This is a genomic window from Clostridium sp. AF15-41, assembly GCF_003604095.1.
Lineage (GTDB): Bacteria > Bacillota > Clostridia > Lachnospirales > Lachnospiraceae > Coprococcus.
Window position 1 is genome coordinate 52,236 of the sequence record NZ_QTMQ01000010.1, and the last position, 14,144, is coordinate 66,379.

The 14,144-nt window shown below is 40.1% G+C and carries 9 protein-coding genes; 5 read left to right on the plus strand and 4 right to left on the minus strand.

Annotated features, from left to right (window positions below; translation table 11 throughout):
* The first annotated feature begins 190 nt into the window (after nucleotides 1-190).
* The gene (locus DWW43_RS08345) at nucleotides 191-538 is read left to right on the plus strand and encodes a helix-turn-helix transcriptional regulator (protein WP_049941097.1); all 348 of its coding nucleotides are present in this window, start codon (nucleotides 191-193) and stop codon (nucleotides 536-538) included.
* Between the two features lie 106 nt (nucleotides 539-644).
* Here DWW43_RS08345 and DWW43_RS08350 read toward each other — a convergent pair whose 3' ends face one another.
* Both DWW43_RS08350 and DWW43_RS08355 read right to left on the minus strand, forming a co-directional pair.
* Nucleotides 645-1,136, minus strand: coding sequence for a DUF4358 domain-containing protein (locus DWW43_RS08350; RefSeq protein WP_119963284.1), 492 nt, complete (start codon nucleotides 1,134-1,136; stop codon nucleotides 645-647).
* A gap of 66 nt (nucleotides 1,137-1,202) precedes the next feature.
* Nucleotides 1,203-2,207, minus strand: coding sequence for a GDSL-type esterase/lipase family protein (locus DWW43_RS08355; RefSeq protein ID WP_119963285.1), 1,005 nt, complete (start codon nucleotides 2,205-2,207; stop codon nucleotides 1,203-1,205).
* A 344-nt stretch (nucleotides 2,208-2,551) separates the two neighbouring features.
* Here DWW43_RS08355 and DWW43_RS08360 point away from each other — a divergent pair, with 344 nt between their 5' ends.
* Nucleotides 2,552-3,553: an aldose 1-epimerase gene (locus tag DWW43_RS08360; RefSeq protein ID WP_119963286.1), complete on the plus strand. Its 1,002-nt coding sequence runs from the start codon at nucleotides 2,552-2,554 to the stop codon at nucleotides 3,551-3,553.
* Between the two features lie 299 nt (nucleotides 3,554-3,852).
* Here DWW43_RS08360 and DWW43_RS08365 read toward each other — a convergent pair whose 3' ends face one another.
* Nucleotides 3,853-4,617: a hypothetical protein gene (locus tag DWW43_RS08365; protein ID WP_044945546.1), complete on the minus strand. Its 765-nt coding sequence runs from the start codon at nucleotides 4,615-4,617 to the stop codon at nucleotides 3,853-3,855.
* Nucleotides 4,618-4,908: 291 nt separating this feature from the next.
* Here DWW43_RS08365 and DWW43_RS08370 point away from each other — a divergent pair, with 291 nt between their 5' ends.
* Entirely contained in the window at nucleotides 4,909-7,392 is a 2,484-nt protein-coding gene (locus tag DWW43_RS08370; protein WP_119963287.1) for a glycosyl transferase, read from the plus strand.
* A 120-nt stretch (nucleotides 7,393-7,512) separates the two neighbouring features.
* Here the strand turns inward: DWW43_RS08370 and DWW43_RS08375 are convergent, their stop codons facing one another.
* Nucleotides 7,513-10,164: a glycosyltransferase gene (locus tag DWW43_RS08375; RefSeq protein WP_119963288.1), complete on the minus strand. Its 2,652-nt coding sequence runs from the start codon at nucleotides 10,162-10,164 to the stop codon at nucleotides 7,513-7,515.
* 296 nt (nucleotides 10,165-10,460) lie between these two features.
* On the opposite strand from DWW43_RS08375, the gene DWW43_RS08380 reads away from it, so the two are divergent.
* Nucleotides 10,461-11,411 carry a glycosyltransferase family 2 protein gene (locus DWW43_RS08380; protein ID WP_119963289.1) on the plus strand — a complete coding sequence of 317 codons (951 nt, stop codon included), beginning with the start codon at nucleotides 10,461-10,463 and terminating at the stop codon, nucleotides 11,409-11,411.
* 21 nt (nucleotides 11,412-11,432) lie between these two features.
* Entirely contained in the window at nucleotides 11,433-14,111 is a 2,679-nt protein-coding gene (locus DWW43_RS08385; RefSeq protein ID WP_119963290.1) for a right-handed parallel beta-helix repeat-containing protein, read from the plus strand.
* Nucleotides 14,112-14,144 lie beyond the last annotated feature (33 nt).

Here is a 14,144-nt window from a genome sequence, read left to right on the forward strand (position 1 = left end):
CACTTGTATTTTCCCTTATAAAAGCAAAGGAATTATACACCAGCCCTAAAAAACGCGTCAACACCTTTGCAGTTTTGTTTATTCGTGTATATACGCATTTTATGCACCTATCAGGTTATGTACCAATACACCTTACAGGTTGTTTATTTGATTTTTTATTCTAAATATAATGTATAGTGGAGGTAGTTTTATGGAAAATTTATATGCCAAAATCGGACAACGTATTGTGCAGATACGACACGCAAATAATCTAACTCAATACCAGCTCGCTGAAATGCTTGATATTTCTGTAAAGCACTGCAGCGCAATCGAACGAGGCAAATCCAGTCTCTCATTAGAGAAAATGATCGATCTCTGTGATATCTTTAATATCGATCTGGATTACTTGATCCGCGGTGTGCAGAAAACTGACGATATACCATCTTATATCCCACACACCGTAGTGGAGATCATGACATCTGATGACGAGGAAAAGAAACAACATTTCCGGGACTATATAGAGATTTTTAATGCTATTTCAAATTCTCAATCACAATAACCGACAATCTTCACATCCGGGTATTTATATTAAAAAAGAAGCAGTTGAAATCTAATATATCCGAATCCTTCGGTACATACCAGCCTCCAACTGCTTCTTTTTATAATTATTTGAAATATTTGTCGATGATCTCATTTGCCTTATCCGTATCATCTGTAACACAGTAAACAACATAATTGCCATCTTCCTTGATAATCGCTTTATCCAGACGACTCGTCTCTGACGGCTTATAGTCTGCATAGGATGTTGTCTGCTTTGCCTTTCTGTCTTCGCATGCTGACTTTACGGCATCCGCAGAGCTCTGATCTGCTGCTTCAAATACCGCAATCTCCTCTGCAGTTGCACCTGTTGATACAACAACTACACTGTTCTTTACCTTATCCGCATCAATCCCATAATAAGTAAGCGCCACATTTGTATCTAACTCGGACAAAGAATCTTCAAACGTCAATCCGTTCTTTAATTCATTTGCCATATCTGTCACGTTTATATTCAGCGCTTCCTTCGAATCACCGTTTCCACCTACCGTTGTGCCACATCCTGCAAGCATACCTGCAATACCAAGAATTGCACACATCTTTAAAATCTGATTCTTCATCTACTCAATAACACTCCTTGTCTGTTCTTCTGTTTTTTCTATATCACAATATCATCCATTCCGGATCTACTGTCTTACATATACATTCTGTCTGATGTATTCCAGCCATTTCTTACAATATTCCTGATTACAATGTCTCCCATCCGTACTTGCATCTGCCGGAAGAACACCGTCTACCGTAACACTGCTTGCTACATCCAGATATATGATATCTCCATAGTCCTTACACATTCTCTTTAACAGCTTATTAAATTTCTTGACATTTTTATTATTATAGATCTCATCCTCATCCGATAGCTTCTTTGAAACCGGAAGGATATTTTCTACATAAATCGTTGCATCCGGTTGGATCTCTCTGACTGAATCAATAAATGTCTTATAGTCCTCAATAAAAATATCATCATAAACCCACCCCAACTCATTAAGTCCGAAGGATATATAGATATTATCATACTGCTTAAGCTTTAAAGCTTCTAATGTCGTTATCATTCCCTTATCTGTCGAAACGATTGAATCCGTCATAACTTTTTCGATATTCAGACCCTTCGAACAGAATGCATCCAGATTACTCATCCCCGTATATAAACTCAAGCCTTCTGTCCTGGAATCTCCAATGATAACTGCGGTATCAAAATAAGCATCATCCGTTGCATTTGCCGGTTTGAAAAGCTTTTTATCATACCAGTCATCTCCCTTTGATGAGAGATCCGGATCTTTATCATTTATATATTTTAAAGTTGCTCCGCCTTCTGCTTCCGAAGTAGACGCTTCCTCACCGGTCGTTACTGTTTCCGTTGTCGGTTCTTCTGTTGTCGGCGTCTCTGTCGTTACTCCTGTTGTAGCTTCTTCCGTATCCTCTGTTGTCGGTTTCTCCTCCGTTCGATCTGCATCGGACTTTGTTGCAACATTTTCCGTGTTCACATCCCTGCCGAAATCTATAATTTCCTGTCTATATTTTGTAGCAAATATCGCAATGGAGCTCGCCAGAAAAATTACCGCGATCGCAATAATTTTACATCTGTCGACCTGTGCGTTATGCTGCTTTGCGTTATATCGTTTATCATTGTCCATTATCTGTGCTTCCTCTTTTGATCTTACATTCTAATAAAAGGAAAGGGTTATTACCCCGATTTAATCAGTGTTCACATTATAACATACCACTTTACATAAGTGTACAGATTTTGAAATTTCTACATAATTCGCAGTTTTAGTCGTTTTTCGACTTTTCCCATTGTTGAAATTAACAAATCTTGTTTCATTTTTATGGACACTTTTTAACTTAAGTGTTACTATTCTATTAGATTTTTGAGATGAGTCTGTTTTCACACTCACACATACATATTATTATCTTGCAGACTTTTTCCATTTTATGTATCTTATATTCAAATATTTATCACTTTATATGGGAGGCAACTATGAGCTTTAGCGCAAAAAACTATGATTTTAAAGGCGAAACCTGTATTGAGCTTATCGCAGGAGATTTTCGTGCGTTGATCGCACCTTTTAACGGAAGTAATGTAATGAAGCTGGAAAACACAGCTCTTGATATTGATATTTTAAGAAATGATCTGTCACTTTCTCCGGCAGAATTAAAAGCTGCTGCCGAAGTATATGGCATGCCTACCTTATATCTTCCAAACAGATTATCTCATGGAAATCTGAAAACCTCAGATGCCATGTATCATTTTCCTTGTAACGATCCACTCGGAAACCATCTTCACGGTTTCCTTCACAAACGCTGCCATACAATTGATGACATGTATGTAGAAGGTGAAAGTGCTGTTGCAAAGACATCTTATGTATATGATGAAAATGATGAATTTTTCGAGACTTTCCCTGTCAGCTTCAAGGCTGAATTTGTTTTTACACTGACAGCAGACGGACTGGATTATTCCTTTACACTGACCAACCTTTCCAAGGTGCAGATGCCTTATGGTGTATGTAACCACATTGCATTCAAAGCACCATTTACAAATGGCGGAAGCGGCGCAAATGTTCGTTTACAAGTTCCAATCGGTGACAAATGGGAACTCAGCGACACCTGCATCCCGACCGAGAAAACACTGCCGCTTACCAGATATGATATGATGTACAAAGAGGGTGACATGGTTCCTGTTCTTCAGGATATCGACAACGACCTCTATACCGCGGAGATGAATGAATTAGACGGCAAACCATTCTATGGCGTCATCGTTACAGATAAAGTTACAGGTGTCCGTGTCTGCTACGAAGTATGTGATGTTATGAAATACTGGATCATGTGGAATGATCACGGCATGAAAGAATTCTTCTGTCCGGAACCTATGAGCTGGAACATTGATGCTCCGAATCTCTCCGGCGACCCTGCCGTAACCGGCTACACCGAACTGGCTCCTGGCGAATCCAAAACCGTAACCGAGCGAATCTTTGTCCGGTAGAAAATAGTTTATAATAAAGCATTAACTTTATATCTATCATCATACACAGGTTTGACAGTAAAAAAAGACATACATATTCCTGTAGCAGACCTCTTTTCACGTCGGTACTTAATGAACCGCAAAAGCGGTGAATTTAGAACCGTTACGTGAAAATAGAACGAAAGTGTTCTGCGAAAGGAATGATATATGTCTCTTTTTATTGTCAGACCGTCATGCAAACAGGGCCTTAGCTAAAAAACACGGCATATGTATTCTGTGTAAGGAATAGCATATGCCATGTTTTCATATAAGGCTCGGTCTTATTCGTTCTCTACCGTTCCGCCGATATACCATTTTCCGCCCTTCTTGTAACAGATCAGTGACATCTTGTCATCCTCTGTCTCTGTCTCTCCAAGGTAGTTTATTGTCATGGTATAATCAACATCACAGATATAAGCACATCTTACTTTGCTTGCTACAGATGTATCACCATACAGACCTTCGCACATATTCTTGATAGTTGCTCTGTTTGCCTTCTCTGTTGATGTGATCTTGTAATCAATAGAATACTCAACCCCCATAGAGGTCAGAAGCTCGAAGCTGCTGGATAATGTTGCTACATCATTATCCGCAACGCATTCTTTGTCAACAAGCGATACAATCTTTGCTGTATCTGCTTCTTCGATTCCGGTCATGAAATCATCAACCAGCTTTTTACTCTTCTTTGCTCCACCGATTGAACCGGAAAATAAGAATATTACTGCCGCTGCAATTACCACAAGTGCAATAATGATTCCAATAACTGCTCCTACGCCGGATTTCTTCTTTTTGGTTGGCTGCTGATAATCTGTGCCATATGCATTTCCCGCATAACCGTTCTGCATAGGATCTCCCTGATACTGTGGTCCACCATACTGTGGATCCATCCCCATTCCCTGCTGTGGCTGTGCATCATATGTAACACCCTCCGGCTGCTGTGGCTGGTCATTCCCCGCAAGTTTAAAACCACCACTTGTACCTACTGCTGCCCCACAAACAGGACAAACAGATTCATTTGTCTCTGCTCCGCAATTTGGACAATTCATAATCTCTCCTCCTAAAAGTAAAAAATAATAAATAGTATTTGTGAACTTTTTATGTCTGTTCACATTTTGAGTGTATCAGATGATGATTCTTTTTACAATGATTATTTTTCCACTTTTATCCTGGGTTTTGTTGTCAAATATACTATTTTATTATATAATATGTCCATATGACTGTTTTTATAAAGGGCGTGCTATGTCCTTTGTAAGGGAGAGATCATGAAGCAGCGGATACTGCCTGATAACGGCAGACACTACTTATCTTAATACACATGAAAGGAAGGTATATATTACATGAAGTTTGGTTATTTTGATGATGCCAACAAGGAGTATGTCATCACATCTCCTAGAACTCCTTATCCTTGGATCAACTACCTTGGAACACAGGATTTCTTCTCACTGATTTCAAATACAGCGGGAGGTTACAGCTTCTACAAAGATGCTCGTCTTCGTAGAATTACAAGATACCGTTATAACAATGTACCTATCGATATGGGTGGTCGTTATTTCTATATTAACGAGAATGGTACAATCTGGAATCCGGGCTGGTCACCGGTTAAGACAGAGCTTGACGAATACGAATGCCGTCATGGTATGGGTTACACAGTGATCACCGGTAAGAAGAACAACTTAAAGGCAGAGGTTACTTTCTTCGTACCTCAGAATTATGCCGGAGAAGTTCAGCAGGTTGTTCTTACAAATGAAAGCTCAGAAGAGAAGACATTCTCATTCTTCTCATTTGAAGAGTGGTGTCTCTGGGATGCACAGGATGACTGCACAAACTTCCAGAGAAACTTCAGTACAGGTCGTGTAGAGGTTGTTGGTTCTACAATCTACCACAAGACAGAGTACAGAGACAGACGTGATCATTTCGCATTCTACACAGTAAATGACGAGATCGACGGTTACGATACAGACAGAGATTCATTCATCGGACTTTACAATGGTTTCCACAACCCACAGGCTGTTGAAGCCGGTAAGTCAAATGATTCATTTGCAGATGGATGGTCACCAATCGCTTCACACTACAAGAAGATCACTCTTGCTCCGGGCGAGACAAAGACTCTTGTATTTATTCTTGGATATGTTGAGATGCCTGTTGACCAGAAGTTCGAAGCTGATGGCAAGACAATCAACAAGGTTAAGGCTCTTGAGATGATGGAGAAATACAACACTCCTGAGAAGGTTGCAGCAGGTCTTGCAGAACTCAAAGAGCACTGGAACAACCTCTTAAGCATCTTAAATGTTAATACTCCTGATGATAAGGTTAATCGTATGGTTAATATCTGGAATCAGTATCAGTGTATGGTTACATTCAACCTTTCACGTTCAGCTTCATACTTCGAGTCCGGTATCGGCCGTGGTATGGGATTCCGTGATTCCAACCAGGATATACTTGGATTTGTTCATCAGATCCCTGATCGTGCAAGAGAGAGAATTATTGATATCGCTTCTACACAGTTCCCGGATGGCGGATGCTATCATCAGTATCAGCCACTTACAAAGAAGGGTAATGCAGATATCGGTGGTGACTTCTCAGACGATCCATTATGGCTGATCCTTTCTGTATCTGCATACATCAAGGAGACAGGCGACTGGGGTATTCTTGATGAGATGGTTCCATATGACAACGATATGTCCATCGCTAAACCGATGCTTGACCACTTAAAGGTTTCTTTCTACAAGATCGTAAACAACCTTGGACCACACGGACTTCCACTTGCAATGAGAGCTGACTGGAACGACTGTATCAACCTTTCATGCTTCTCCGATACACCGGGTGAAAGTTTCCAGACATACACCAACCCTAAGTTCGCTGCTGAAGGCGGATACTCAAAGGTTGCTGAGTCAGTTATGGTTGCTACACTCTTTACATATGCAGGTCCTAACTATGTTGCTATTCTTAAGCACCTCGGAATGGACGCTGAAGCTGAAGCTGCTCAGGCTGAGATCGATAAGATGAAAGCTAACATCATGGAATCTGCTTGGGATGGCGACTGGTTCTTAAGAGCATACGATGCAAACGGTGAGAAGATGGGATCTAAGGAATGTAAAGAAGGACAGATCTTCATCGAGCCACAGGGCTTCGCTATTATGTCAGACATCGGTAAAGATCAGGGCTGCGACAAGAAGACACTTGCTGCTATTGATGAGCGTCTGAATACACAGTACGGACTTGTACTTAACAATCCTGCATTCACAAAGTATTACATCCAGTATGGTGAGATCTCAACATATCCGGGCGGATACAAAGAGAATGCCGGTATCTTCACACATAACAATGCATGGATCATCTGTGCTGCTGCTTACGCAGGCGCCGGCGATCAGGCATTCAAATATTACTCAGAGATTGCTCCTGCTTTCACCGAGGAGACATCTGATATCCACAAGACTGAACCATATGTATATGGTCAGATGATCGGTGGCAAGGATGCCGGTTCCGATATCGGAAAGCCGGGCAACCACTTTGGTCAGGGTAAGAACTCATGGCTTACAGGTACAGCTGCTTGGAACATGGTAGCTATTTCACAGTACATCTTAGGTATCTCAGCAGACTTCGATGGTCTTAAGATCGATCCATCTATTCCTGCTGCTTGGGATGGTCTGAATGCTACACGTCAGTTCCGTGGTGCTACATATGATATCAAGGTTACAAATCCGGATCATGTAAATAAGGGTATCAAGAGTGTTACTGTAGATGGCAATGCTATCGAAGGCAATGTTCTCCCTGTATTCGGTGATGGCAAGACTCATGCTGTAGAAGTAGTAATGGGCTAATCCATATAACAAATTTCATATAACCATATAATAAAGACCCATATAGATTTATTACACAGATTTCAATTCTGCTATAAACTATATGGGTCTTATTATTTCTTCTGTAAAAATGTGCTCCGTCTATAACGGCATTTCTCTTATAACCTTTACCATAACCGCAACACGATCACGGAATGTATGTCCATTCAATGCAATCTTCTGTCCGGCTTTCGCCTTTGCATCGCGTTCTTCTTCGTGTTTCAGATAATAATCGATCTTTTCTTTCAGATCCTCTCGTCCATGATATGTCACAACATTATCCCCAAACAACTCATGTATTTCTGGAATATCGTCGCTGATTATGAATGCGCCAACGGCCAATGCGTCAAAGATACGATTTGAGATAATTCCATTTTCTCTCATATCATCCCAATGATCATTTAGAAGAATCTTTGCATCATGATATGCCTGTCCAACCTTACTGTTATCCATATAATCACTGACAACATAATCCTGAACCGGAAAATTTTCCCAATGTCTTCCATATACTGTCAGCTTATGTTCTGTCGGAATAAGATCCTTTAAGATTGGTCGGAATACATGCCGGGAGTTTCCTACAAACAACAATTCATATTGCTTATCATGTCCTTCTTCATATACCATCGCACTGTCATCTACACACTGCTGTGCAACTCCCGATGGCACATGAAGCTTCGAGGCAAACTCATCATGCATTTTCTGAGAAGCGAAGAATACATAGTCATAGGAATTATATTCGTCTATCGTCACATCATCCGGATGTGAAATATTCCACATGATATATTTCCTGTTATCTCCCATCGGTCTGTAATAAGGATTTTTCCCTCTCAGCACGATTACATAACCCGCCCGGCTCTGATCATACCAACGGTCTCTCGGAAGAACATTTGCCTTATACCCAAGCTTTTCAAATTCCTTTTTCATTCCAACAGCAAAATGCTGGTCTCCCCAGTATTTTTTTGATTCATCATCCGGCATCGCCCCACATATATCGATCTCATCCGAACAGACAGGTACATCAAAACACCCACTGATCATCTGAACAAATCCATGCGCAGCATCCTCATATATATGATTCTTTATGACATATGCTTTCTGTTCCGCAAGATATTCTTTCTTCTCTGCCGGCGTCTTTTCATTCATACAGCTAAGATCATACAAATCGTAATCCAGATCAAACCTACAATCCATATCAGCCGCCTTATCCTGTCCGGCTTCCATCTCCAACTTCAGACAAACTGTATTATCTTTCTGCTGCCATAATATCCTGATCAGATCATTCTTGCAGTTATACACTGCTTCGATATCATAATCCGGACAAACAGGAACCAATATATCTGTATCAACCCCTACGTTATACCAATCCTTCTTCGCAGTCCGGCTGAGTATCTTCACTTTACAGCCAAGTGCTTCAAGTGCTGCCCCAAAGAATAATGCATGATAATATTCCTCTGCATCTGTACCGGTCTTCGCATCCGACACGGCAAATGCAATTGTCAATTTCTGTTCTGTGAACATATGTGACTGACTGATCTTATCATTGAATAACTGCTTTGCAAGGTATCTCTGCCATTTACCCTTAAATACCATCATGTTATGAATACGTCTTTGCTTCTTTTCTTTTGCATCATCTTTCTCCTGCGTTCCGAATTCATAATGATATACTACAGAACCGGGGCAGTAATAATTTTTATATCCGGCTAAATGCAATTTTAAACATAAATCGACATCCTCATATCCGTATATATATTTTATATCAAATCCTCCGACTTCATCAAATGCATCTTTTTTAACCAGCATAACCGCCGCCGTTACTGCTGCGCGTTCCTGAAGTTCCAGACTTATATCCGAATCCGGCTCCCCGTTTTTCAGATTATATGGTTGAATAAAATGTGCCTTTTCCCGTATAACATCCTTAAACCCAATTCCGGCATGCTGAAGCATGTATGATTTTTCCTCATTTGCCGATCCGACAGGGATCTCCGGATAAACCAATTTTGCTCCAATTGCACCGGGCTGATCTGCTTTCTGTATGGCAATTAATAATTCATCCAGCCATCCATCCGTTACCTGAGTATCATTATTCATAAATAAAAGATACTCGCCCTTTGCCTGTTTTGCTGCATAATTATTTGAAACGGAAAATGACAGATTTTCATTTTGCTTAATTATTGTCATATCATATACCGACCTATAGGTCTCCAAATAATCCACAGACCCGTCTGTTGATGCGTGATCCACAAAAATAATTTCTATATTTTTATAAAAATGACAGTTAACGAACGACTTCATCAATCGTTCCAAATTCTTTTTCCCATTTTGATTCAATACTATGATCGACACAAGCGGTCGTTTTTCTTCCAGAAAACGAATCTCCTGAATATACTTTAATTCATCGTTCTGTTCCGGCGACGGATCTGCCTTCCAAAACATCCACTCGGTTTTTCGTTCAAACTGCCGTTCCTGTAATCTTGCAAGATCTGCCATAAGACATCCTCCGGCTGCATCCTCACGCAGTTTCTTCATCTGTCTGTTAACCTTGGCAAGCTCCGCATTCACTGTTTTCTTTTCTGCATTTAGCTGTTTGATCTTATCTGAAAGATCAGTATTTTTTTTCTTGAGTTCAGTTATTTGTTTTTTCAGACTTGAAGCTTCTTTCTTAAGTGCTTTTATTTCAGCAAGCGCATTTCTCCATTTGTGAAGAAATCCCCGGATACCGGGTAGTTTTGCGATAAAATTCTTTATTCCTTTCAAAGTTATCTTTTCTCCTGATTTTATGATTTTATGTTGCTATATATCTTTTTCCTTAATTGTTAATTATAGCATACCCTGTCTTTGCTATGCAAACTCATCCTGTCACTTTCAAAAGCCACCTTCAAAAGCCCACTGCCAAAAGAATGAGAGAAGGATCATGTATTCAAAAAATATATCTTTAATATCGTTCCGTTTTCAAATATTAATTCTGTCAGTATTATCTCCGGAATGCTTGACACCTACATTCCGGTAACTTAAAATTAATCATATATCAATAGTTATTTGGGGGAAATTTCATGAAAAAGTTAACACTGATCATTCCCTGCTACAACGAGGCAGATGCCCTTCCTCTGTTTGCGGCAGAGTTAAATAAGGTCATAGTTCAACTGACAAACTATAATACAGAAGTTCTTCTGATCAATGATGGTTCATCCGATCAGACATTGACTGTCATGAAAGAAATCTGTGCATCCGACTCTCACTACAAATATATCTCATTTTCCAGAAATTTCGGAAAAGAGGCAGCCATGTATGCCGGTTTCTGTAATTCCGACGGTGACTATGCCGCTGTTATGGATGCTGATATGCAGGATCCACCATCTCTGCTTCCCGAAATGTTAAACTGTCTGGAAACCGAAGATTATGACAGTGTTGCGACCAGACGTGTCTCTCGTATAGGTGAACCACCGATCCGTTCTTTCTTTGCCAGAAAATTCTACAAGCTTATCAACAAAATTTCTGATGCAGATATTGTAGATGGTGCAAGGGATTTCCGTTTGATGCGAAAAGAAATGGTAGACAGCATTGTTTCTATGTGTGAATACAACCGTTTCTCAAAAGGTATTTTCGGGTGGATCGGCTTTAAGACCAAATGGATCCAATATGAAAACGTCAACAGAATCGCGGGAGAAACCAAATGGAACTTCTGGGGACTCGTTAAATATGCGATCGACGGTATTATCAACTTCTCGGAAACTCCTATGTCCTTTGCCTCCGGTCTCGGTATTTTTCTGACCATTTTGTCATTTATCATGGTCATATTTATCATTATCCGAAAAGCAATATTCGGTGATCCGGTTGCCGGCTGGCCATCTCTCGCCTGTATCATTATATTCATTGCAGGCTTACAATTCCTCTGCATGGGAATTATGGGAAAATATATGGCAAAGACCTATCTGGAAGTAAAAAATCGTCCACATTATATTATTTCCGAAACAAATAAAGAACACATAGATCGAATAAATTAATTTGTATAGAAGGCGCATCCATTGAAAAAAATATTACTTACTTTACTTACCCTGACTCTGTTCTTTCTTCTGTTTTCCGCACAGACCAGGATAACCGTATCAGCCGCAGAAAACAGTTCCTCTGATAAAACAACGATCAAAGTATCCGCCAAAAATGGCAGTGATATCTCGGACAAACTGCGTGAAGCTCTAATCAATGCAAGAGATCTTGCTGAAAGCTCCGGCCAGATCATAACCGTCAAGGTAAAAAAGGGAGATTACTATCTCTCAAAGTCCCTGCACATATATAGCAACACAACCCTTGATGTAACAGATGTACATTTTACTTATCAGGGTACTAAAAAGATCAACATGGTCATCAGCGGAACAAATGCCCCATACCGCGGCTATGAACATTTCAATTCCAGTGAAGGCTGTTCCGGCTATGATGCCTTTGAAAATATCACGGTACTTGGTGGAATATGGGAAAGCACACCCGAAAATGCCGGCAGTATGATCCGGCTCTTTCATGCCAGGAATGTCACTCTGGATGGCTTGACACTGATTGGCGGAGGCTGTGTACATCAGATGGAGGTCGCTGCCATCGATGGTTTCTATGTCCGCAACTGTACTTTTCTGGATCATGGCAAGAGCGCAGACTCCACAACTAATTTTCAAAAACAGGAATCCATCCAGCTTGATATGCCATACAGTAATCTGGTATATCCCGGTGTCTATCAGGATGGTACGCCTATGAAGAATGTCGAGATCACACATAACACTTTCCGAAATATTGCCCGCGGTGTCGGAACACACACGATGCTTTGTGGATCTTATCATGAAAATATTAATATCAGTAATAATACATTTGAAAATGTATTGGAGGAATGTATCATTTGTCTGAACTATGTAAACTGTCAGATCAAGGATAATACGATCACAAACTGCGGTGGTGGTATCCTTGTTGAAAATGCAAGAGATTACGATCGTTCCATGAATACTTCGATACTGGACGGAAGTAAAGTGTATGCCGGCGCAACCATCCACGACCTGAATACCGAGATCAGCGGAAATACCATACAGATCGTCTACCATCCGACAACCCTGATCGTAGCCGGAATCTATGTATACGGAAAGGATATATCTGATGATGCTCTTGGTGGAGACGGCTATCCTCTGCCTAAAGGAAATCATTATATCAGCTCTATATCTATCCGGGATAATACGATCATAACCGCAGGTGATGGCATAACCATATCCGATGCCAGAAATTGTGAGATAGCAGGGAATTCCATCAAAGGCGCAAAATTTTCAAAGAAAGATCCATATGCCAGATACAGAGACGGAATTCGAGTTGATAAACAAAGCTCCGATATCTCTATAACAGGAAATTCTATTAAGAATATGTCCAGAAACGGTATTGTAATATATGATCGTTCCTCTCTGTCCGGCATAGTAAACAACAATATTAAAAGCTGTTCCAAGTCTGGAATCAAATTAACAGAACACAGTATCTGTGCAAATGATATAACAAATAATATAATAAAAAAATGTTCTTTCGGTGGTCTGATAGTTGAAAACAACAGCACGACTTCCGATATCATCGGGAATACACTCTCAGCGGTAAGCGGTAATCCCGCCATCAAAATCAGCAACATGAGTACTGTCCGTTATATCAACTCCAACCAGATTTATGACCTGGGGGAGTACAGAAAAAAAGAGGTTGCCTCGGGCATCGTAGTAAGCGGCAGATCAACTTCAAAAGGAATAGAAAGCAACCGGATCTATGCATCCAAGTCTAAATACTCCTCCGGTTACGGCATTCTGATTGATTCAGATTCCAGATTATCTGAATCAGTCAGCAACAACACAATTTCAAATACAAACGAATACTCTATTGCCGTTAAAAGCTATTCCAAGATAGCAGGTCAGATTAATCGTAATGATATCACCTCTGCCAGAAAAAGTGCTATTGCTGTTACCGATTCCTCCATAATCTGTGATAATATCGAAAGCAATCATATCTCAGGCAGCGGTACAAACGGTATCTTACTTGATAAAAAAGCAACCGTCCGGAACAGCATCGCCGGTAATGTTATTACAGAATGTAATAACTATGGCATCAATATCCAGAGTATAGAAAACGACCTGACCGTTGCCCACAATGAACTGAATGAAAATAAGAACGCTGCTATTAATATTTCCGCAGGAAAAAAGAATCTGACCACTATATCAGGAAATATATTATCCGGCTCAGCTTCAATCAGTGGTATCCGGCTATCCAAATGCAAAGTATCGATTGCATCCAATGAATTTGAAAAATTCAAATACGGAATCCATGCTGCAGCTTCCGTTTCAGGGTCAATCTATGATAATATATATAGTGATATAGTCAAAAAAGAAATCTACATCGATAAAAAAGCCCAGAAAATGAATACAGTCATTTCATCAACAGTCGAAACTATGACAGATAATGGAAAAAATAAAGCAACGATCACATGGGATGCTGTAAAGGGAATGGACGGATACGAATTACAATACAGCACATATGCAGATTTTTCCAGCAAACAGGTTATCCACCTGAATGCAAAACAGACATCTTATACCCTGCACGATCTGCCAAATAACAAACCGGTTTATTATCGGATCAGGGCATATAAAACAGTGGAAAACATCTGTATTTTCGGAAATTTCCAGACGAACTATTTTATTCTCAGATAAATGGGATCATATTTATAACTGAAAGGGGACATA

What these genes read in the sequence shown, in the direction of transcription:
- DWW43_RS08380 (WP_119963289.1), top strand. Translation starts at nt 10,461, where the DNA reads ATGAAAAAGTTAACACTGATCATTCCCTGCTACAACGAGGCAGATGCC.
- DWW43_RS08350 (WP_119963284.1), bottom strand. Translation starts at nt 1,136, where the DNA reads ATGAAGAATCAGATTTTAAAGATGTGTGCAATTCTTGGTATTGCAGGT.
- DWW43_RS08355 (WP_119963285.1), bottom strand. Translation starts at nt 2,207, where the DNA reads ATGGACAATGATAAACGATATAACGCAAAGCAGCATAACGCACAGGTC.
- DWW43_RS08360 (WP_119963286.1), top strand. Translation starts at nt 2,552, where the DNA reads ATGAGCTTTAGCGCAAAAAACTATGATTTTAAAGGCGAAACCTGTATT.
- DWW43_RS08345 (WP_049941097.1), top strand. Translation starts at nt 191, where the DNA reads ATGGAAAATTTATATGCCAAAATCGGACAACGTATTGTGCAGATACGA.
- DWW43_RS08370 (WP_119963287.1), top strand. Translation starts at nt 4,909, where the DNA reads ATGAAGTTTGGTTATTTTGATGATGCCAACAAGGAGTATGTCATCACA.
- DWW43_RS08365 (WP_044945546.1), bottom strand. Translation starts at nt 4,617, where the DNA reads ATGAATTGTCCAAATTGCGGAGCAGAGACAAATGAATCTGTTTGTCCT.